Source organism: Limnohabitans sp., assembly GCF_038134685.1.
Taxonomy (GTDB): domain Bacteria; phylum Pseudomonadota; class Gammaproteobacteria; order Burkholderiales; family Burkholderiaceae_C; genus Limnohabitans_A.
Map to the genome: position 1 here is coordinate 100,859 of NZ_JAYPVP010000005.1, position 18,228 is coordinate 119,086.

An 18,228-nucleotide genomic window follows, 5' to 3' on the forward strand; every position below is an offset into this window, starting at 1 on the left:
AAGGCGCTCATGGGATACGCACCTCTGCCATGCGAGCCGTGATCGTGAAAGCCCGTTCGTTCAGATAGCTGGACTGAGCCAGTTTTTCAAAATAGCGTGGCCGCGGCAGCATCACAGCCAAGCGGGCGGCTTCCCAGTTGTCCAATCGCGCTGCTGGTTTGCGAAAGTAATGTTGTGCGGCGGCTTCGGCCCCGAACACCCCTTCGCCCCACTCCACGTGGTTGAGGTAAATCTCCAGAATCCGGCGCTTGCTCAGCAGTGCTTCTAATGTGAGCGTGATCAGCATTTCCTGTCCCTTGCGCGTCAGAGTGCGCTCACCGCTGAGGAACAGATTTTTGGCCAGCTGTTGCGTGATGGTGGAGCCCCCCACAATCTTGACGGGCTTGGCGGCGGCGTTGGGTCGGCGCTGCGCCTGTTGGTCGGCACGCGCCTGGGCTTTGGCATTCTTTTGCCAGGCTTGTTCCAGAGAGTCCCACCAGATGCCGTGGTGTTGCACAAAAGCGCTGTCTTCCGAGGCAATGACAGCGCGCTTGAGGCTGTTGGCCAGTTGGTCCTGGCCACGCCAGTCCTGGCGCCATGGCAGGCGGTGTTGTTCGTTGGCGATGCGCCAGATTTGTGTGCGCTCGAAAGTGGTGGATTGCGGATCTACCACCGCCATCAAAGCGATGCGCAGCACAAAATACAGCTGCAGAGCCAGCAGGCTCAAGGCCAGCAACAGGATCCAGCGCATCAATGCTTTCATGGTGCTTGATTTACGGTTTCGGTTCGTGGCTGAGCACGCGGGTTTGCAAGGTATCGTCGCGAGAGAACATGAAGCGCGCCACCACCACAATTTGATCGGCTTGCTTGCGCATTTTGCTGCTGAATGCGTCAAACGGCGCAGCGTTGCGCACAATCGCTACGGCCCGCTCGTCGAGTAAGAGGTTGTGCGAGGTCACGGCGACGTCGGTGCCCACCAGCTGACCGCTGGCATCGACAGTGATGACCATGGTCAACTTACCGTAAAGCTTTTGGCCATTGGCTTGTGGAAAGTTCTCGGTGCCTTTGAGCTCGATCAGACGGCGCAGCTTGTCGTAATACAGTGCATATACGGCTTCCCGCGTGGCCGGGCTGATGTAGCGCTTGCGCGGGGCCTGCTGGGTTTTTTGTACGCTTTGCTCAATGCGCGCCAGGTTTCGGGCCAGCTGGGCCTTGCGTTCTTCGCGTGCCTGGCGTTCCTGGTCTGTACCCTGATTGCCAGCATCATCGCGAGAGAGCTCGGCCAGCTCCTGCTTGAGTTGGGTCAGCAGCTGTACCTGCTGGGCGCGCAGGGCTTCGATTTTGCGTTGCATCTCTGCGATGTCCACACCTTCGGTGGGGAGAGTGGTCGGTGGCAAGGGCGAGCTGCTCAATCCTGCTTGCAAGGTGTCTTCTCCGCCACCTGCCAATTGCACTTGGGCCAGGACTTGCGCCTTGCGCGGTGCATCTTTGCTTTGGGCGTTGACCAGCACCACCTCCAGAGGGGTGTTCTCAAACACACGGTTGAAGGTCTCGGGAGCGGCAAAGCGCAGCAGCAGCAAACTGGCGTGGGCAAGCACTGACAGGCCCAGTGCCCAGACCAGGGTGCGATTGGAGGCTGGACTCATGCGCCCGAACCCAAGGCAGGCACCTGTTCGGCTTCGTTCAGGTCCACCGCAATATGTACGGGGCCAGCGACGACTTCATCTTCGTCTTCTTCTGGTTTGGAGCAAGCCCCGGTGGTATCCGTGGCGTCCAGGTGGGCCAACACGGTGCCGTGCACATCCAGCGCCATCAAGTCCACCTCACCCAGTTTGACGCGTACGCGTGCACCGCGCTGCAGACCTTGTGCTCCCATGACGGTAAAGACCAAGGGCAGGGTATCTGCGCGCACCAGCCAGGCGCCGCCGCCCGCTTCCTTGATCAGCGCTGCGTCCAGCTCGGTGATGGCGTTTTGCTGCAGGTACTTCAGCGTCCAGTAGCGCTCCATGCCGCCTTGCACCTGGTTGTAGCCGCTGTAGGCAGCGTCAAAGGCGCTGATGATCGAAAACAGCTCGGCGTCCTTGGGCTTGAAGGGTGCGGCCAGCGCAGCGGTGGCACCGTGGCGTGCGCACGCAATGATTTGCCACTGGTTGACCAGGTCGGTGTAGCGACGCAGGGGTGAGGTGCTCCAGGCGTAGCTGGGCACGCCAATGCCAGCATGCGGCAGCGCCTTGGTGCCCATGCGTACCTTCACGCCCGGCGCCAAGCTGGCCTGACTGCGGTAAATGCCGGGCACGCCCAGCTGGGCCAGCCACTGCCCCCAAGTGCTGTTGGCCAGAATCATGGCTTCGGCCACCATCAAGTCCAGTGGTGCGCCACGTTGGCGCACGCCAATCAAGACCGTCTCATCGCCGTTTGGCGGCGTGTCGTTGCTGGGCCGATCGAGTTTGAAGCTGTAGTCGGGGCGGTTAAAGGTTTCGGGCTTGCCACGCACCACCTCACGCCGAGCCTTGAGGGTTTGCGCCAAGCGCCAGAAAAACGCCAGCGTGGCGCGGCTGACAGGCACGTCCGCGTGGTCGGTGGTGTCAGCGCCTTCCAGCCAGGCCTGGGTGATGCGGTCGTCAAGCTGGTCGTGGCGCAGGTTGACCTGGATCGGTACGCGTTCCAGCTTGGTTTCGGTGCTCTGCACCTCCAGGCTGGCTTCGTCAAACGTCACGTACAGCGATACCGCTGGGCAAGCCTGGCCCTCGGCCAGGGTGTAGTTCTGCACCACCGCGTCGGGCTGCAGGGTGAGGGTGTCGCCCGGCAGGTACACGGGGGACAGCCGGGCGCGGCCCAGCTGGTCGATCGCATCCCCTGGCTTGAAGGCCAAGCCTGGCGCTGCAATGTGGATGCCCACGGTGACCGTGCCGCTGCCCAGGCCTTGGAGGGACAAGGCATCGTCAATCTCTGTGGTGTGCGAATCGTCGATGGAGAACGCTTGCACAGGGGCAAGCGGCAGTTCATCGGTGATGGCTGGGGCCTGCAGGCTGGGAAAGCCTGTGCCCTTGGGGAACCACTCGAACAAAAAGCGTTGCCAATGAAAGTCCCAGGCCGAATTCAGTGCGCCGGCGCGTTGCAGCAGGCCCAGAGGGTCCAGCTGGCTCTCGCGCGAGGCTTGCACCACTGCCTTGTATTCGGGGGTGTTTTTGTCCGGCTTGAACAGGATCTTGTAGAGCTGCTCGCGCACGGGCTCGGGGCATTGGCCCTGCACCAGTTGAGCGGTCCAATCCTCAATCTGGGCCTGGATCTGCTTTTTCTTTTCAATCGCGGCCAGGGCTTGCTGCACGATCTCGGCCGAGGCCTTGCGAAACCGGCCTTTGCCTGCGCGGCGGAAATAGTGCGGCGCTTCGTGCAGGCGCATCAAGGCCGCAGCTTGCTCCAGCGTGCTGGGCGAGGCCGAAAAATAGTCTTTGGCCAAGTCGGCAAAGCCAAACTCTTCGTCGGGCGCGAATTCCCAGGCCAGGTCCAGCTCGATGCTGTCCGCCAGAGCGGCGGCCTGCGCTATCAGTTCGGCGGGGCTGGGCTTTTCAAAACGCAGCAGCATGTGCGCGGCCTTGACTTTGGTGCGCTTACCGGAATCGAGTTCGACCTGGGCCGATGCTTCGGCCTCGGAAAGGATCCTGCCGGCCAGGAATTTGCCAGCGTCTTCGTACAAAACAAACATGGGGGGCATTGTCCCATGGCTGGGTGGTTTTCAGTCCCAGTCCAGAAACGAGATGACCTGCCGCAAATGACTTTCAAAGTCGCTGATGCCGTGGTCGCTGCCCTCCAGCAAGACCACTTGCCCGTGCTGGCAAGCCTGCCGCATTTCGCGCCAGTCCAGCACCTCGTCGCCTTTGGCGATGATGGCCAGGCTGTCCTTGCGTGCTGGTGGCAGGCCGGCCTCCAGTTGCATCAGTTCATCGACAAACTCGCTTCGAAAATGCACTTGCTCGCTGGGGTCGTGCCAGGCAGGGTGGGTGCCGATCTGGCTGGCCAGGTCACGGGCGGGGTGTACGGCCGGGTTGAGCAGGACCGAGCGCATGCCCAGGGTGCGCGCCAGCCATTGGGCGTAAAAACCGCCCAGAGACGAGCCCACCATGGCGCTGGTGGCCTGTGGCCAGCCCTCGGTGAGTGACAACGCCATGGCGATGGCCTGTTGGGGCGAAGCTGGCAGCTGCGGGCAGACCCACGTGATCTCAGGCCGGTGTGTGCTGACCCATTGGGCCAGCATGCGCGCCTTGAAGGAGTTGGGCGAAGACCGAAACCCGTGCAGGTACAGCAGGTGCGTGACGGCCGAACGGTGGGGCGAGGACGAACTCATGGGCACATGCTAGCGCCAAAGGGCTTGCTCAGGGTCGATAATGACGGCCCATGGGAGCAGTCATTCAACGACCCACTTGGCGTCAGCGCATCGGCAGCTGGGTGCAGGGCATGGACGGTCCATTGGCTCTGGCGGTGGCATTCCTGGCCGGCGCGGGGCTGACCATCATGTATTCCTCGGGCTATGACCATGGCACGCGGTTTTTTGACCATGCGCGCAATATGCTGCTGGCCGGTTTTATTTTGTTGCTGGTGGCCCAGCTGCCACCGCAAAAACTCATGGCCATTGCGGTACCGCTGTACACGGTGGGTGTGGTCTTGTTGATTGCAGTGGCTGTATTTGGCATCACTAAAAAGGGCTCTCGTCGCTGGATCAATGTCGGGGTGGTGATCCAGCCCAGCGAGATTTTGAAAATTGCCATGCCCCTGATGTTGGCCTGGTGGTTCCAGAAGCGAGAGGGAAGGCTGTCGCGTCTGGACTTTCTGGTGGCTTTGGCTTTGCTGGCTGTGCCTGTGGGCTTGATCATGAAGCAGCCCGATCTGGGCACATCTTTGCTGGTCTTGGCCTCAGGGTTGGCTGTGATTTTTTTCGCTGGCCTGAAGTGGCGCTGGATTGCCCCTCCTGTGGTGCTGGGCCTCGGTGCTATCGTGGTGCTGGTCATCATGGAGCCCAGCTGGTGCGCCGACGGGGTGGACTGGAAAATCCTGCATGAATACCAGCGTCAGCGCGTATGCACCTTGCTGGACCCCGCCCGCGATCCCTTGGGTAAGGGTTTCCACATTATTCAAGGAATGATTGCCATCGGATCCGGGGGGCTTCTGGGCAAAGGCTTCATGCAGGGTACGCAAACGCATTTGGAGTTCATTCCCGAGCGCACGACCGACTTTATTTTTGCAGCCTACGGTGAAGAGTTTGGCCTGCTGGGCGGCATCTTCCTGTTGGCAGGTTACGGTTTGCTCATTTACCGTGGTTTGGTGATCGCACGGCAGGCGCCGTCGCTGTTCACTCGTTTGCTGGCGGCCAGCCTGACCATGATTTTCTTCACCTACGCCTTTGTCAATATGGGCATGGTCAGCGGCATCCTGCCGGTGGTGGGGGTGCCTTTGCCTTTCATCAGTTACGGTGGCACGGCGATGGTCACGCTGGGCCTGGCGTTGGGCATTTTGATGTCCATTTCGCGCTCCAAACAGCTGGTTCAGACATGAATGCTGTTGGCATCATCGGTGTGGGCAATATGGGCGGAGGTATGCTGGCGCGCCTGCGTTCGCTGCAAGTCAGTGTGGTCGCTTGTGATATGGATCCGACGCGTGAAGCTCAGGCTCGGCAGTTGGGCGCACAGGTGTGTGCGACGCCTGCGCAACTGGTGCAGGCGCTGGCGCCCGATGGGGTTTTGATCATTGCAGTGGTCGATGATGTGCAAACTCGCCAGGTTCTGTGGGGCGAGCAAGGCGCTGCGGCTGTGCTGCGGCCGGGCCAAACGGTGATGTTGTGCCCGACACTGGCGCCAGAGTTTGTTGAAGAACAGGCTGCGTTATTGAGCCAAGCTGGAGTGCTGTGCGTGGATGCGCCCATGTCCGGAGGTCCGCAGCGCGCCGCCGAAGGCACCATGAGCCTGATGGTGGCAGGATCCCAGTCAGCCTGGCTGCAGGCCCACGGTGTGATCGAGCAGCTCAGCAGCAAGGTGTTTCGGATTGGCGAGCGTGTGGGTGATGCAGCGCGCACCAAACTGGTCAATAACCTGCTGGCCGCCATCAACCTGACGGGCGCAGCCGAGGTGCTGGCGTTGGCCGAGCGTATGGGGCTGGATGCGCAGTGCACCTTGTCGGTCATCGAGTCGTCCAGCGGACAAAGCTGGATTGGTTCTGACCGCATGCATCGGGCCTTGGTGGATGACTACGCCCCGCGCGCCCACACCACCTTGCTGGCCAAGGACAGTCGGCTGGCTGTGGAGGCGGCAGCAGGGGTGGGCTTTGTGCCCTTGCTTGGACAAGTGGCAAAAGATGCGTTTGCACAGGCAGTCCAGGCGGGATTGACCGATCTGGACGATGCGGTGCTGCTTGAGTGGATGCGAAGCACCCGCTGAGCCATCAGCCCGCGGTCGGCAAGGACACCGCCAGCTGCCTACAATGGACAGCATGATTTCCCGCGAACCCACTCTTGAGCGCTTGGCCACGGCCAAGTCCCTGTTGCTCGACCCTTTCGGTCTGGATGAAAGCCATTTGACCCGGGCACTCAATGCCATCAAGGCGCACCAGGTGGACGATGCCGATCTGTATTTCCAGTACACCCGCACGGAAGGCTGGAGTCTGGAGGAAGGCATCGTCAAGACCGGCAGCTTCAGCATCGACCAGGGCGTAGGCGTGCGCGCGGTGGCCGGTGAGAAAACCGCCTTTGCCTATTCCGACGACATTTCAGAAGCCTCGCTGATGGACGCGGCCACCACGGTGCGTGCGATTGCTGCGGCCTCGCAAAACAAGCGCAGCAAGGTGCCCACCCGCAAGGTCTCGGCCAGCCGCTCGCTCTATCCCGCGCTCGACCCCATGTCCACCATGGACAGCACGGCCAAGGTCAAGCTGTTGGAGAAAGTGGAGAAGCTGGCCCGTGCCAAGGACCCCCGTGTGGTGCAGGTCATGGCCGGTCTGGCCACCGAATACGACGTGGTGCTGGTGGCGCGTGCCGACGGGACGCTGGCGGCCGATGTGCGCCCGCTGATCCGCCTGTCGGTGTCGGTGATCGCTGAACAAAAAGGCCGCCGCGAGGCGGGCAGCAGTGGCGGCGGTGGCCGATTTGGTCTGGCCTACTTCGACGACGCGATGGTCGAAACCTATGTTGACGAAGCCGTGCATGCGGCGCTGACCAATCTGGATGCGCGCCCTGCACCGGCCGGTGAGATGACGGTGGTGCTCGGTCCGGGCTGGCCCGGCGTGCTGTTGCACGAGGCGGTGGGCCATGGTCTGGAGGGCGACTTCAACCGCAAGGGTTCGAGTGCCTTCAGTGGCCGCGTCGGCCAGCGTGTGGCGGCCAAGGGCGTGACAGTGCTCGACGACGGCACGATGGCGGATCGCCGTGGCTCGCTCAATGTGGATGACGAGGGCCACGCCAGCCAGAAGAACGTGCTGATCGAGGACGGCATCCTGCGCGGCTACATTCAGGACGCGATGAATGCGCGCCTGATGGGCGTCAAGCCCACCGGCAACGGCCGCCGCGAGAGCTACGCGCATGTGCCCATGCCGCGCATGACCAACACCTACATGCTGGGTGGCGACAAGGACCCGCAGGAGATTGTGGCCAGCATCAAGAAGGGCCTGTACGCGACCAACTTCGGTGGTGGCCAGGTGGACATCACCAGCGGCAAGTTCGTGTTCTCGGCGAGTGAGGCCTATTGGGTGGAGAACGGCAAGATTCTTTATCCGGTCAAGGGCGCCACGCTGATTGGCAGCGGGCCGGAGTCGCTCAAGAAGATTTCGATGATCGGCAACGACATGCGCCTGGACTCGGGCGTGGGCACGTGTGGCAAAGAAGGCCAGAGCGTGCCGGTGGGTGTGGGGCAGCCGACTTTGCGCATTGACGGCCTGACGGTGGGCGGGACAGCCTGACACACCCTGTCAGAAACCTGTGATACATTGATCCCCATGTTTTCGCGTTTCGCCTTTTACTTTTTTTATTTTTGGTTCTCGGTCCCCGGCGGACGAGAGGCAAGCGTGTAAGCACCTGAACACCTCGAACCCAACCGCCGGAGCCCCAAAGCCCGGCGGTTTTTTTTCACCTGTTTCAAACCCAACCTACCCAGGAGCCCTTGATGAACACCAAAGCGAATGCTGACCTCTGGCAACAGCACCCTGCAGACCGAACCGGCCAGACCGACGACGAACGCATCAAGGACATCACTGTGCTGCCCCCTCCTGAACACCTCATGCGCTTTTTCCCGATTGCCGGCACGGCAGTGGAAAAACTCATTGCCCACACCCGAAAAGCGATTCACCACATCATGCATGGAAAGGACGATCGCCTGTTGGTCATCATCGGCCCCTGTTCGATCCATGATCCGGCAGCGGCCCTTGAATACGCTCGCCGCCTCAGACCCCTGCGCGAGAAATACGCCGACACGCTCGAAATCGTGATGCGCGTGTATTTCGAAAAACCGCGCACCACGGTCGGCTGGAAGGGCCTGATCAACGATCCCTACCTGGATGAAAGCTACCGCATTGACGAGGGTCTGCGCATTGCGCGCCAATTGCTCATCGAAATCAACCGCGCTGGCCTGCCGGCTGCCAGCGAATTCCTCGATGTGATTTCGCCGCAGTACATCGGTGACCTGATCAGCTGGGGGGCCATTGGTGCTCGCACCACTGAAAGCCAGGTGCACCGCGAGCTGGCCTCTGGCATTTCGGCGCCCATCGGCTTCAAGAACGGCACCGACGGTAACATCAAGATCGCGACTGACGCCATCCAGGCCGCAGCCCGTGGCCACCACTTCCTGTCGGTGCACAAGAACGGTCAGGTGGCCATTGTGCAGACCCAGGGCAATCAGGATTGCCATGTCATCCTGCGTGGCGGCAAGACACCGAACTATGACGCTGACAGCGTAGCCGCTGCGTGCAAGGAACTCGAAGCTGCCAAGTTACCAGCCACATTGATGGTGGACTTCAGCCATGCCAACAGCTCCAAGCAGCACAAGAAGCAGGTCGAAGTGGCCAAAGATATTGCGGCCCAGATTTCTGGAGGTTCGCGTCAGGTCTTTGGCGTGATGGTGGAGAGTCACATCCACGAAGGTGCGCAGAAATTCACGCCCGGCAAAGACGATGTGAACGCGTTGGAGTACGGCAAGAGCATCACCGACGCCTGCATCGGTTGGGGCGACAGCGAAGAGGTGCTCAAGGTGCTGTCAGATGCAGTCAAGGCACGACGCGCATGAAGCCGCGCATTCTGGTTTCGCGGCAGGTGTTTCCAGAGGTTCTGGCGCGCTTGCAAGCCCACTTCGATGTGGACTACAACGATGTCGATGCGCCCTTGCCGCCTGCCGAGCTGGCGGCGCGGTTGGCCGACAAAGTCGGCGCGATCACCATGTTGTCCGACCGCATTGACGCCAGTGTGCTGGCGCAGGCGCCAGGGCTCAAAGTGGTGTGCAATGTGGCGGTGGGGTACAACAATTTTGATGTGCCTGCCATCACCGCAGCGGGCGTGATGGCCACCAACACACCGGGTGTCCTGGACGACACCACGGCCGACACCGCCTGGAGCTTGATCTTGTCGAGCGGACGGCGCGTGGTGGGGGCAGACCGCTGGGTGCGCGAGGGGCAGTGGAAGGGCTGGAAGTTTCAGGACGCCTGGCTGGGCCAGGATATTCACGATGCCACGCTGGGTATTTTGGGCATGGGGCGCATTGGCCAGGCTGTGGCCCGACGCGCGCTGGGCTTTGACATGCAAGTCATTTATCACAACCGCAGCCGTCTGGATGCCGAGCAGGAAAAGGCGTGCAATGCGCAATGGGTCAGCAAGGAAGACCTGCTTCGGCAGTCTGACTTCCTGGTGGCACTCGTACCCTATTCAGCGCAGACCCACCATGCCATTGGTGCGGCCGAGCTTGCGCAAATGAAGCCAACTGCACACCTGATCAACATTGCACGCGGTGGCGTGGTGGACGATCAGGCGTTGATCGAGGCTTTGAAGGCCAAGCGCATTGCCGGCGCCGGGCTGGATGTGTTCGAAAACGAACCTGCACTCAACCCTGGTTTTCTGGGGCTGGACAACGTGACCTTGACGCCGCACATTGGCTCATCCACACGCCAGACACGTTTGGCCATGGCCATGCTGGCGGCGGACAACCTGGTGGCAGCGCTGTCGGGTCAGTGCCCGCCTTGCCTGATCAACCCGGAAGCGTTCAAGCCTTAGTGGCCAGCGCTTGCAGCAGCTTGACGTGGATACCGCCAAAGCCGCCGTTGCTCATGCACAGCAAATGATCGCCCGGGCGCACCTGGGCGATCACTTGGGCGATCACTTCGTCAATGTTGGCCCCTACCTTTGCTCGCTCGCCCATGGGGGCCAGCGCAGCCTCTGCATCCCAGCCCAGTCCGCCTGAATGACAGAACGCCAAGTCAGCCTCTTCCAGGCTCCAGGGCAACTGGGCCTTCATGGTGCCCAGCTTCATGGTGTTGCTGCGGGGCTCGAAAATCGCCAGGATGCGCGCATTGCCCACCTGGCGGCGCAGGCCGTTGACGGTGGTGCGAATGGCGGTGGGGTGGTGTGCAAAGTCGTCGTAGACGGTGATGTTGTTCACCGTGCCTCGCACTTCCATGCGGCGTTTGACGTTCTCGAAACTGGCCAAGGCCTGGGCCGCAATACAGGGTGCCACGCCTACATGCTCTGCGGCCGCAATGGTGGCCAGCGCGTTGAGCTGGTTGTGTACGCCGCCGATGGGCCACTGTACCCCGGTCACAGGCTTGCCCGCCTGCAGCACTTTGAATTGTGAGGGCTCGCCCCCGGCCACAAAGTCGCTCACCGCGCTTCCAAAGCTGCGCACCTCGCTCCAGCAGCCTTGCGCCAGCACGCGCGTCAGGCTTTCTTCCAGGCCGTTGACGACCACACGTCCTGAGCCGGGAACGGTGCGTACCAGGTGATGGAACTGGCGCTCGATGGCGGCCAGATCGTCAAAGATGTCGGCGTGGTCAAACTCGAGGTTGTTCAGGATGGCCGTGCGGGGGCGGTAGTGCACAAACTTGCTGCGCTTGTCAAAGAAGGCGGTGTCGTATTCGTCGGCCTCGATCACGAAATAGCGGCCACCGCCCAAGCGGGCCGATACACCGAAGTTCAGGGGTACGCCGCCGACCAGAAAGCCCGGTTGCAGCCCGGCCTGCTCCAGCACCCAGGTGAGCATGGAGGTGGTCGTGGTCTTGCCGTGTGTGCCGGCCACAGCCAGCACATGCTTGCCTTGCAGCACATGTTCGGCCAGCCATTGCGGCCCGCTGGTGTAGGGCGCGCCAGCTTCCAGGATCGCTTCCATCAGGGGGAATTTGGGCGAGCCGTCCGGCAGGCGGGCACGGCTGACCACATTGCCGATCACATACATGTCGGGCTTCAAATCCATCTGGTCTGCGCCAAAGCCTTCGATCAGGTCAATGCCCAAAGCGCGCAGTTGGTCGCTCATCGGGGGGTAAACGCCGGCGTCGCAACCGGTGACTCTGTGGCCTGCTTCGCGGGCCAGCGCGGCAACGCCACCCATGAAGGTGCCGCAAATACCAAGAATATGAATGTGCATTCTCGAATTTTAGAGGCAGGGTGCCGGGCTTTGCGGGCACAATGCCTCGCATGAGCGATGAGATGCAGGAAATAGCGGCCGTGGCCGCCAGGCTGGTGGTGGAAGAGGGGCTGCGCTTCGGGCCGGCCAAAACCCACGCTGTCCGGCAGTTAGGGTTGCCCATCCGCACAGCCATGCCCAGCAACGAGCAACTTGAGGATGCGGTGCTTGAGCATTTGCAACTCTTCCAGGCCGATGTTCAGCCAGGACATTTGCTGGCGCTCAGGCAATTGGCGCTGCGCTGGATGCAGCGCATGCAGGACTTTGAACCGTATTTAACCGGCTCGGTTTGGTTGGGGTACGCCTCTCAGTTGTCGGATGTGGATATCGACTTGTATGTGGATGACCCCAAAGCGGTCGAAATTGCCTTGATCAATCAAGGCGTGCCCTACGATGTGGGACAGATCGATGCGGGTCGACGCGAGCCTGTGCCGGTGGTGCATGTGACTGAACGTGTGCAGGGTTGGCCACACGGGGTGAGCGTGTACATGCGTGTACACGACCGTGGTGCTTTGCGAGGGGCTTTGTTGCCGGATGGGCGCGGGCGTTCCCCGCGGGGCAATGTGAAAGCGGTGCAGGTCTTGATGGTGGATGGAGTGGCAAATGACTGATTCAAAGGCGGGCAGCCGACGTACCTGGCTGGTTGGGGGCGCTGCGTTGCTGGCGGGCGTGGGAGCGGCGCTTTGGCGCTGGCAGGAGGAGCCCGCTCAGCCTCAGGCCATGGCCGAGGTTTGGGCGTTGAAGGTGTTACAGCCGGATGGGCAAATGCTTTCCCTGGCCTCCATGCGCGGAAAACCGCTGCTGCTCAACTTCTGGGCTACCTGGTGTCCGCCATGTGTGGAGGAGTTGCCCATGATTGATGCTTTTTGGCGTCAACATGGCGCCAATGGCATGCAAGTGCTTGCTTTGGCTGTAGATCGTGCCGATGCCGTCAAGGCCTTTTTGGGTAAACATGAGGTTCAGATGCCCGTTGGTATCCTGGGGCCTGAGGGGGTCTCGTTGGCCAAAAACCTGGGTAATGCGGCGGGAGGACTGCCTTTTAGCGTCTTTTTGTCTGCAGATGGTCAAATTTACAAGCAAAAACTTGGGAAATTAAACGATAAAGACCTTGATCAGTGGTTGCAGGATCAGTCAAAACGCTGATTTGTTTTTGAGTTTGCGCTTTTTGTCTTGTAAAGATGCGTGCCTACGACCAAAAAGACGGGTTTTAATATGTGTTTGGTGTACATTGCAGGCATCTGACATATGTTTACTGGAGGCTCCATGGATTTGCGCAAACTCAAGACACTGATTGACCTGGTGTCCGAATCCAATGTGTCTGAACTGGAAATTACCGAGGCTGAAGGCAAAGTTCGCATCGTCAAAAGCGGTGCTGGCGCCGTTGCCGCGGCACCCATGATGATGGCTGCCCCCGTGGCCGCAGCGCCTGTGGCTGCGGTTACTGCCCCAGCCGCACCGGCGGTGGAGGCTGCAGCTGCTGTGGCCGAGCCTGCGGGTCACGCCGTCAAGTCGCCTATGGTGGGTACGTTCTATCGTGCTGCCAGCCCCGGTGCCGCTGCTTTTGTGCAAGTGGGCAGCCAGGTCAAGGAAGGCGATACCCTGTGCATCATCGAAGCCATGAAGATCCTCAACGAGATTGATGCCGACAAGTCCGGCACCATCACCCAGGTGCTGTGTGAAAACGGCCAGGCTGTCGAGTACGGACAGCCCCTGTTCATCATCGAATAAGCGGGTCTGGCCATGTTCAAAAAAATCCTGGTCGCCAACCGTGGCGAAATTGCCTTGCGCATCCAGCGCGCCTGCCGCGAGTTGGGTATCAAGGCGGTCATGGTCTATTCCGAAGCCGACAAGGAAGCCAAATACGTCAAATTGGCCGATGAGGCCGTGTGTATCGGCCCCGGTCCCTCGGCGCAAAGTTACCTGAACATGCCGGCCATCATTTCGGCTGCTGAGGTGACCGATGCCGAGGCCATCCATCCTGGCTACGGATTCTTGAGCGAGAACGCCGACTTTGCCGAGCGCGTTGAAAAGTCCGGTTTCCAGTTCATTGGCCCGACACCCGAGTCGATCCGCATCATGGGCGACAAGGTCTCGGCCAAGCAGGCCATGATCAAGGCGGGCGTGCCTTGCGTACCCGGCTCCGACGGCGAGCTGCCCGACGATCCGACACAAATCCGCGCAATCGCCAAGCGCGTGGGTTACCCGGTCATCATCAAGGCCGCTGGCGGCGGCGGTGGTCGCGGCATGCGCGTGGTGCACACCGAGGCTGCGCTGATCAATGCGGTGCAGATGACCAAGGCAGAAGCGGGCGCTGCGTTTGGCAACCCAGCGGTCTACATGGAAAAATTCCTGCAGAATCCGCGCCACGTTGAAATTCAGGTGCTGGCCGACAAGCATCGCAATGCGGTGTACCTGGGCGAGCGTGATTGCTCCATGCAGCGTCGCCACCAGAAAGTGATCGAAGAAGCGCCTGCGCCAGGCATCCCTCGCAAGCTGGTCGAGAAAGTGGGCGAACGTTGCGTGGCAGCCTGCAAAAAAATTGGTTACCGTGGTGCGGGCACCTTCGAGTTCCTGTACGAAAACGGCGAGTTCTACTTCATCGAAATGAACACCCGCCTGCAGGTGGAACACCCTGTGACCGAGCTGATCACGGGTGTGGACATTGTCAAAACCCAGATCATGGTGGCTGCAGGCGAGAAGCTGCCGTTCACACAGCGCCAGATCGGAATTCGCGGTCATGCCATCGAATGCCGAGTGAACGCAGAAGACCCCTTCAAGTTCATTCCTTCGCCGGGACGCATCACCATGTGGCACCAGCCTGGTGGCCCTGGCGTGCGCGTGGACTCACACGCCTATACCAACTATTTCGTGCCGCCCAACTATGATTCGATGATTGGCAAAATCATTGTTCATGGTGACACGCGTGAGCAAGCGATCGCCCGCATGCAGACGGCTCTGGCCGAGACCGTGGTGGAAGGCATCAAGACCAACATCCCGCTACACCGCGAGCTGATGGTGGATGCCAAGTTCATGGCGGGTGGCACCAATATTCATTACCTTGAGCACTGGCTCGAGCAACACAAGCGCTGAAGCCATGTTCGAGTTGTGCCTGTTGGCTCCCCAGGAGCGCATTGATGACTTGAGCGACGCGCTCGACGCCCTCGATGCGCTGAGCGTGTCGGTCGAAGACGCTGATGCATTCACCGAAGCCGAACAAGCCATTTTCGGCGAGCCTGGTATGCCGGCAACGCAGTCGGGCTGGAACCGTTCGCGGGTCCTGGCACTTTTTGCCGAGCAAGCCCAAGCCCAGCAGGCGCTGGACTTGTTGCAGGTGCAGGATTTTTTCGAGGGCTGTACCTCGCTGGGTGTTCGCGCGGTTGAAGACCAGGATTGGGTGCGTCTGACGCAGTCGCAATTTGCACCGGTCGAAATCACGCCAGAGTTCTGGATTGTGCCGACCTGGCACGAGCCGCCTGCCCAGGCCACAAAAACCATTCGCCTGGATCCGGGCTTGGCATTTGGCACAGGCACACACCCTACTACACGCATGTGTTTGCGCTGGTTGGCCACACACCCCGTGGCAGGACAGCGCGTGCTGGACTACGGCTGTGGCTCCGGCATCTTGGCCATTGGCGCAGCCAAATACGGCGCAGGCTCACTGGATGCGGTGGACATTGACGAGGCGGCCGTTCAGTCCACCGAGCTCAATGCACAGGCCAACCATGTGACGCTCAATGCCGGATTCCCCGATCTGGCGAAAGGCGCGTACGACACGGTACTTGCCAATATTCTGGCTACCCCGCTGAAGGTGCTGGCGCCTTTGCTCTGTGCACATGTGGCCTCCGGTGGCGACCTGGTGCTGGCCGGTATTTTGGACCGTCAGGCCGATGAGCTCAAAGCCGCCTATGCGCCCTGGGTCGAGCTCCAAGTCGCCGACACCCAGGAAGGCTGGATCCTGATGACTGCTCGCAAAGCCTGAGCCCTCTGCGTCGTCTCAGCCTCTAGAATGCCGTCATGGCATGGATGACTTGTTGCCCCTCCTGTCGGACCACATTTCGCGTCGCTACCGAGCAGTTGGCGCAAGCCCAGGCATGGCTGCGTTGCGGACAGTGCGATCGGGTGTTCGACAGCACGGGGCTGGTGGTCAACTGGCAGGAGTCTTTGCTTTCCGATGGCGTTGTCGAGCCTGTCCCGAAGCCGCAAGCAAGGGAGATCGACCATCCCACGCAATCCTCATCCGCACAAGCGATGGGTTTGTGGGGGGCCGCATTGATGTTGCTTTGCATCGTGCCTCTGCTCATGCTTCTGTCTCAGCGCCAGGCCCTGTTGGTGCGCTGGCCGCAGCTGTGGCCAGCGTGGAGCCAGGTGTGTGCATTGGCGCGATGCGAAGTGCCGCCTTTGGTGCGCGCGCAAGATGTGGTGATTGATTCATCCAACTTTGTCCCACAGTCGCAAGCTTATGCCCTGACTGCTGTCTTGCGCAATGTGGGCGTGTGGCCCGTGCAAGCCCCAGCCCTGGAGTTGACTTTGCTCAACGCTCAAGATGAGCCTGTGCTGCGTCGTGTTTTCATGCCAGAGCAATTACAAATGACGCAGGCGTTGGTGCCCGAGCAAGCGTTGCAGTTGCAACTGAATTTTTCTATCGACTCAGGTACTTCCCCGGTGACGGGGTATCGATTGCGCAGCGTTCAGCCCTGAAATCCCCCCCCAATGAAAAAAGCCTGCCACTTTGCAGTGGCAGGCTTGCTGCTTGAATCCTCGCGAGGATCAGGGCTTGGCGGCCGAAGGGAACGGCCACGCAGCCTGAGGGCTCAACGTGGTTTGCGCAGCAGGGGCAGCGGGGGCTTTGGCGGCCTTTTTGGCAGCAGGCTTTTTAGCGGCCTTTTTGGGCGCAGCGGCTTTTTTGGCAGCAGGCTTCTTGGCGGCAGCTTTTTTCGCTACAGCTTTTTTGGCAGCAGGCTTTTTAGCGGCGGCTTTTTTAGGAGCAGCAGCTTTTTTGGCCGGGGCAGCTTTCTTGGGAGCAGCGGCTTTCTTGGCTACGGGCTTTTTGGCCACGGCCTTTTTAGCAGCAGGTTTCTTGGCCGCGACGGCCTTCTTGGGAGCAGCTTTTTTTGCGGCTGCTTTTTTTGCAGTTGCCATGGTTTTCTCCTTGATCAAGTTGAGAAATCAACACAGGGAAACGCTTTGCACGTGTTGGAGGGTGCAAAACGATTCATGGCGCTGAAGCAAGCTCCAGCGCCATGAATTCGGGAAAGTCGCAGCACCAACCCCGTGCTGGGGATGGGTGCTTGCGGCTTGAAGGGGGTATGCATGAGTTTGTGGATCAATCCCAGGACAGCGCGCCACCGGACTGGTATTCGATGACGCGTGTTTCGAAGAAGTTGCGTTCCTTCTTCAGGTCGATCATCTCGCTCATCCAGGGGAAAGGATTTTCTTCGTTGGGGAAGAGGGCTTCCAGGCCAATCTGCGTGGCACGGCGGTTGGCAATGTAGCGCAGGTAGCCTTTGAACATGGAGGCGTTCAGACCCAGCACGCCACGTGGCATGGTGTCTTCGGCGTAACGGTATTCCAGGTCCACGGCTTTTTGGAACAGGGTCTTGATCTCTGCCTTGAACTCGGCTGTCCACAGGTGGGGATTTTCGAGTTTGATCTGATTGATCAGGTCGATGCCAAAGTTGCAGTGCATGGATTCGTCGCGCAGGATGTACTGGTACTGCTCGGCAGCGCCGGTCATCTTGTTCTGGCGGCCCAAGGCCAGGATCTGGGTGAAGCCGACGTAGAAGAACAGGCCTTCCATCAGGCAGGCGAAGACGATCAGGCTCTTGAGCAGGGTCTGGTCGGCTTCCATCGTGCCGGTCTTGAACATCGGGTCCATGATCGCGTCGATGAACGGAATCAGGAACTCGTCCTTGTCACGGATCGACTGCACCTCGTGGTAGGCGTTGAAGATTTCCGATTCGTCCAGACCCAGCGACTCAACAATGTATTGGTAAGCGTGGGTGTGGATGGCTTCTTCAAACGCCTGACGCAGCAGGAACTGGCGGCACTCTGGCGCCGTGATGTGGCGGTAGGTGCCCAGAGTGATGTTGTTGGCGGCCAGCGAGTCGGCCGTCACGAAGAAGCCGAGGTTGCGCTTGATGATGCGGCGCTCGTCTTCGGACAGACCGTTGGGGTCTTTCCACAGTGCGATGTCGCGGTTCATGTTCACTTCCTGCGGCATCCAGTGGTTGGCGCAGGTGGCAAGGTATTTTTCCCAGGCCCACTTGTACTTGAAAGGCACCAGCTGGTTAACGTCGGTCTGACCGTTGATGATGCGCTTGTCGGCCACGTTCACGCGGCGTTCGCTGGCTGCAGAGGAGGTGAAGGACGCTGACGCTGCAGCCGCTGCGGATGCAGCTGCACTTGGTGTGGAGGGCATTGCGGGCTGCAATGCGGGCTTGGATTGATCGTCCCAGGACAACATAAAAAATTCCAGTTCTCAAATTATGAAAGCACGCGCGCGAATTGCAAAGCAATCTGTGTGCGAAGACGTGCTTGCGTGCATGAAAGTGTTGTGCATTTGCATCGCAATGGTGCGATCGTGCGCACGCATTGCGAGGTTTCAATCACA

Annotated in this window: 18 protein-coding genes; 11 read left to right on the forward strand and 7 right to left on the reverse strand. The window is 60.3% G+C overall.

Annotated elements, in window-relative coordinates; genetic code table 11:
- Positions 1 to 7: 7 nt before the first annotated feature.
- Genes mtgA through AAFM15_RS03820 form a run of 4 tightly spaced genes read right to left on the reverse strand, consistent with a single transcriptional unit; the run spans position 8 to position 4,324 of the window.
- A complete protein-coding gene (mtgA, locus tag AAFM15_RS03805) occupies positions 8 to 742 on the reverse strand; it encodes a monofunctional biosynthetic peptidoglycan transglycosylase (RefSeq protein WP_341685368.1) in 735 nt (244 codons plus the stop codon).
- Between the two features lie 10 nt (positions 743 to 752).
- Positions 753 to 1,625, reverse strand: a complete 873-nt coding sequence (locus AAFM15_RS03810) for an energy transducer TonB (protein ID WP_341685369.1) — start codon at positions 1,623 to 1,625, stop codon at positions 753 to 755.
- Positions 1,622 to 3,685 (reverse strand): RNB domain-containing ribonuclease, encoded by a 2,064-nt coding sequence (locus tag AAFM15_RS03815; protein WP_341685370.1) that lies wholly within the window; start codon positions 3,683 to 3,685, stop codon positions 1,622 to 1,624. Before AAFM15_RS03815 ends, AAFM15_RS03810 begins: the two co-directional genes overlap by 4 nt.
- A gap of 30 nt (positions 3,686 to 3,715) precedes the next feature.
- Positions 3,716 to 4,324 carry a YqiA/YcfP family alpha/beta fold hydrolase gene (locus tag AAFM15_RS03820; RefSeq protein WP_341685371.1) on the reverse strand — a complete coding sequence of 203 codons (609 nt, stop codon included), beginning with the start codon at positions 4,322 to 4,324 and terminating at the stop codon, positions 3,716 to 3,718.
- 50 nt (positions 4,325 to 4,374) lie between these two features.
- Here AAFM15_RS03820 and rodA point away from each other — a divergent pair, with 50 nt between their 5' ends.
- From rodA to AAFM15_RS03845, 5 genes are all read left to right on the forward strand, one after another.
- Positions 4,375 to 5,529, forward strand: coding sequence for a rod shape-determining protein RodA (gene rodA, locus AAFM15_RS03825; RefSeq protein WP_341685372.1), 1,155 nt, complete (start codon positions 4,375 to 4,377; stop codon positions 5,527 to 5,529).
- On the forward strand, positions 5,526 to 6,407 hold the full coding sequence (locus AAFM15_RS03830; protein ID WP_341685373.1) for an NAD(P)-dependent oxidoreductase: 882 nt from the start codon (positions 5,526 to 5,528) through the stop codon (positions 6,405 to 6,407). The genes rodA and AAFM15_RS03830 overlap by 4 nt, the downstream gene beginning before the upstream one ends.
- A 52-nt stretch (positions 6,408 to 6,459) precedes the next feature.
- Positions 6,460 to 7,920 carry a metalloprotease TldD gene (gene tldD / locus AAFM15_RS03835; RefSeq protein WP_341685374.1) on the forward strand — a complete coding sequence of 487 codons (1,461 nt, stop codon included), beginning with the start codon at positions 6,460 to 6,462 and terminating at the stop codon, positions 7,918 to 7,920.
- 203 nt (positions 7,921 to 8,123) lie between these two features.
- Positions 8,124 to 9,239 (forward strand): 3-deoxy-7-phosphoheptulonate synthase AroG, encoded by a 1,116-nt coding sequence (gene aroG, locus AAFM15_RS03840; RefSeq protein ID WP_341685375.1) that lies wholly within the window; start codon positions 8,124 to 8,126, stop codon positions 9,237 to 9,239.
- Positions 9,236 to 10,216 (forward strand): D-glycerate dehydrogenase, encoded by a 981-nt coding sequence (locus tag AAFM15_RS03845; protein WP_341685376.1) that lies wholly within the window; start codon positions 9,236 to 9,238, stop codon positions 10,214 to 10,216. The genes aroG and AAFM15_RS03845 overlap by 4 nt, the downstream gene beginning before the upstream one ends.
- Here the strand turns inward: AAFM15_RS03845 and mpl are convergent.
- A complete protein-coding gene (gene mpl / locus AAFM15_RS03850) occupies positions 10,206 to 11,579 on the reverse strand; it encodes a UDP-N-acetylmuramate:L-alanyl-gamma-D-glutamyl-meso-diaminopimelate ligase (RefSeq protein ID WP_341685377.1) in 1,374 nt (457 codons plus the stop codon). The genes AAFM15_RS03845 and mpl overlap by 11 nt on opposite strands.
- Before the next feature lie 50 nt (positions 11,580 to 11,629).
- Between mpl and AAFM15_RS03855 the strand changes: the two genes are divergently transcribed.
- From AAFM15_RS03855 to AAFM15_RS03880, 6 genes are all read left to right on the forward strand, one after another.
- On the forward strand, positions 11,630 to 12,229 hold the full coding sequence (locus tag AAFM15_RS03855; RefSeq protein WP_341685378.1) for a hypothetical protein: 600 nt from the start codon (positions 11,630 to 11,632) through the stop codon (positions 12,227 to 12,229).
- 109 nt (positions 12,230 to 12,338) lie between these two features.
- Positions 12,339 to 12,761, forward strand: a complete 423-nt coding sequence (locus tag AAFM15_RS03860) for a TlpA disulfide reductase family protein (RefSeq protein ID WP_341685379.1) — start codon at positions 12,339 to 12,341, stop codon at positions 12,759 to 12,761.
- Between the two features lie 120 nt (positions 12,762 to 12,881).
- Complete coding sequence (gene accB, locus AAFM15_RS03865; RefSeq protein WP_341685380.1) at positions 12,882 to 13,346, forward strand: acetyl-CoA carboxylase biotin carboxyl carrier protein; 465 nt, start codon at positions 12,882 to 12,884, stop codon at positions 13,344 to 13,346.
- A 12-nt stretch (positions 13,347 to 13,358) separates the two neighbouring features.
- On the forward strand, positions 13,359 to 14,708 hold the full coding sequence (gene accC, locus AAFM15_RS03870; RefSeq protein ID WP_341685381.1) for an acetyl-CoA carboxylase biotin carboxylase subunit: 1,350 nt from the start codon (positions 13,359 to 13,361) through the stop codon (positions 14,706 to 14,708).
- Positions 14,709 to 14,712: 4 nt separating this feature from the next.
- Positions 14,713 to 15,597: a 50S ribosomal protein L11 methyltransferase gene (gene prmA / locus AAFM15_RS03875; protein ID WP_341685397.1), complete on the forward strand. Its 885-nt coding sequence runs from the start codon at positions 14,713 to 14,715 to the stop codon at positions 15,595 to 15,597.
- 35 nt (positions 15,598 to 15,632) lie between these two features.
- Positions 15,633 to 16,316: a zinc-ribbon and DUF3426 domain-containing protein gene (locus AAFM15_RS03880; protein ID WP_341685382.1), complete on the forward strand. Its 684-nt coding sequence runs from the start codon at positions 15,633 to 15,635 to the stop codon at positions 16,314 to 16,316.
- Between the two features lie 69 nt (positions 16,317 to 16,385).
- On the opposite strand, the gene AAFM15_RS03885 is transcribed toward AAFM15_RS03880, so the two are convergent.
- The gene (locus AAFM15_RS03885) at positions 16,386 to 16,757 is read right to left on the reverse strand and encodes a histone (protein WP_341685383.1); all 372 of its coding nucleotides are present in this window, start codon (positions 16,755 to 16,757) and stop codon (positions 16,386 to 16,388) included.
- Positions 16,758 to 16,941: 184 nt separating this feature from the next.
- A complete protein-coding gene (locus tag AAFM15_RS03890) occupies positions 16,942 to 18,081 on the reverse strand; it encodes a ribonucleotide-diphosphate reductase subunit beta (protein WP_341685384.1) in 1,140 nt (379 codons plus the stop codon).
- Positions 18,082 to 18,228: the final 147 nt, after the last annotated feature.

Bases quoted from the DNA above. Each gene is read 5' to 3' on its own strand.
- mtgA (WP_341685368.1), bottom strand. From the start codon at position 742: ATGAAAGCATTGATGCGCTGGATCCTGTTGCTGGCCTTGAGCCTGCTG.
- AAFM15_RS03810 (WP_341685369.1), bottom strand. From the start codon at position 1,625: ATGAGTCCAGCCTCCAATCGCACCCTGGTCTGGGCACTGGGCCTGTCA.
- AAFM15_RS03815 (WP_341685370.1), bottom strand. From the start codon at position 3,685: ATGTTTGTTTTGTACGAAGACGCTGGCAAATTCCTGGCCGGCAGGATC.
- AAFM15_RS03820 (WP_341685371.1), bottom strand. From the start codon at position 4,324: ATGAGTTCGTCCTCGCCCCACCGTTCGGCCGTCACGCACCTGCTGTAC.
- rodA (WP_341685372.1), top strand. From the start codon at position 4,375: ATGGGAGCAGTCATTCAACGACCCACTTGGCGTCAGCGCATCGGCAGC.
- AAFM15_RS03830 (WP_341685373.1), top strand. From the start codon at position 5,526: ATGAATGCTGTTGGCATCATCGGTGTGGGCAATATGGGCGGAGGTATG.
- tldD (WP_341685374.1), top strand. From the start codon at position 6,460: ATGATTTCCCGCGAACCCACTCTTGAGCGCTTGGCCACGGCCAAGTCC.
- aroG (WP_341685375.1), top strand. From the start codon at position 8,124: ATGAACACCAAAGCGAATGCTGACCTCTGGCAACAGCACCCTGCAGAC.
- AAFM15_RS03845 (WP_341685376.1), top strand. From the start codon at position 9,236: ATGAAGCCGCGCATTCTGGTTTCGCGGCAGGTGTTTCCAGAGGTTCTG.
- mpl (WP_341685377.1), bottom strand. From the start codon at position 11,579: ATGCACATTCATATTCTTGGTATTTGCGGCACCTTCATGGGTGGCGTT.
- AAFM15_RS03855 (WP_341685378.1), top strand. From the start codon at position 11,630: ATGAGCGATGAGATGCAGGAAATAGCGGCCGTGGCCGCCAGGCTGGTG.
- AAFM15_RS03860 (WP_341685379.1), top strand. From the start codon at position 12,339: ATGGCCGAGGTTTGGGCGTTGAAGGTGTTACAGCCGGATGGGCAAATG.
- accB (WP_341685380.1), top strand. From the start codon at position 12,882: ATGGATTTGCGCAAACTCAAGACACTGATTGACCTGGTGTCCGAATCC.
- accC (WP_341685381.1), top strand. From the start codon at position 13,359: ATGTTCAAAAAAATCCTGGTCGCCAACCGTGGCGAAATTGCCTTGCGC.
- prmA (WP_341685397.1), top strand. From the start codon at position 14,713: ATGTTCGAGTTGTGCCTGTTGGCTCCCCAGGAGCGCATTGATGACTTG.
- AAFM15_RS03880 (WP_341685382.1), top strand. From the start codon at position 15,633: ATGGCATGGATGACTTGTTGCCCCTCCTGTCGGACCACATTTCGCGTC.
- AAFM15_RS03885 (WP_341685383.1), bottom strand. From the start codon at position 16,757: ATGGCAACTGCAAAAAAAGCAGCCGCAAAAAAAGCTGCTCCCAAGAAG.
- AAFM15_RS03890 (WP_341685384.1), bottom strand. From the start codon at position 18,081: ATGTTGTCCTGGGACGATCAATCCAAGCCCGCATTGCAGCCCGCAATG.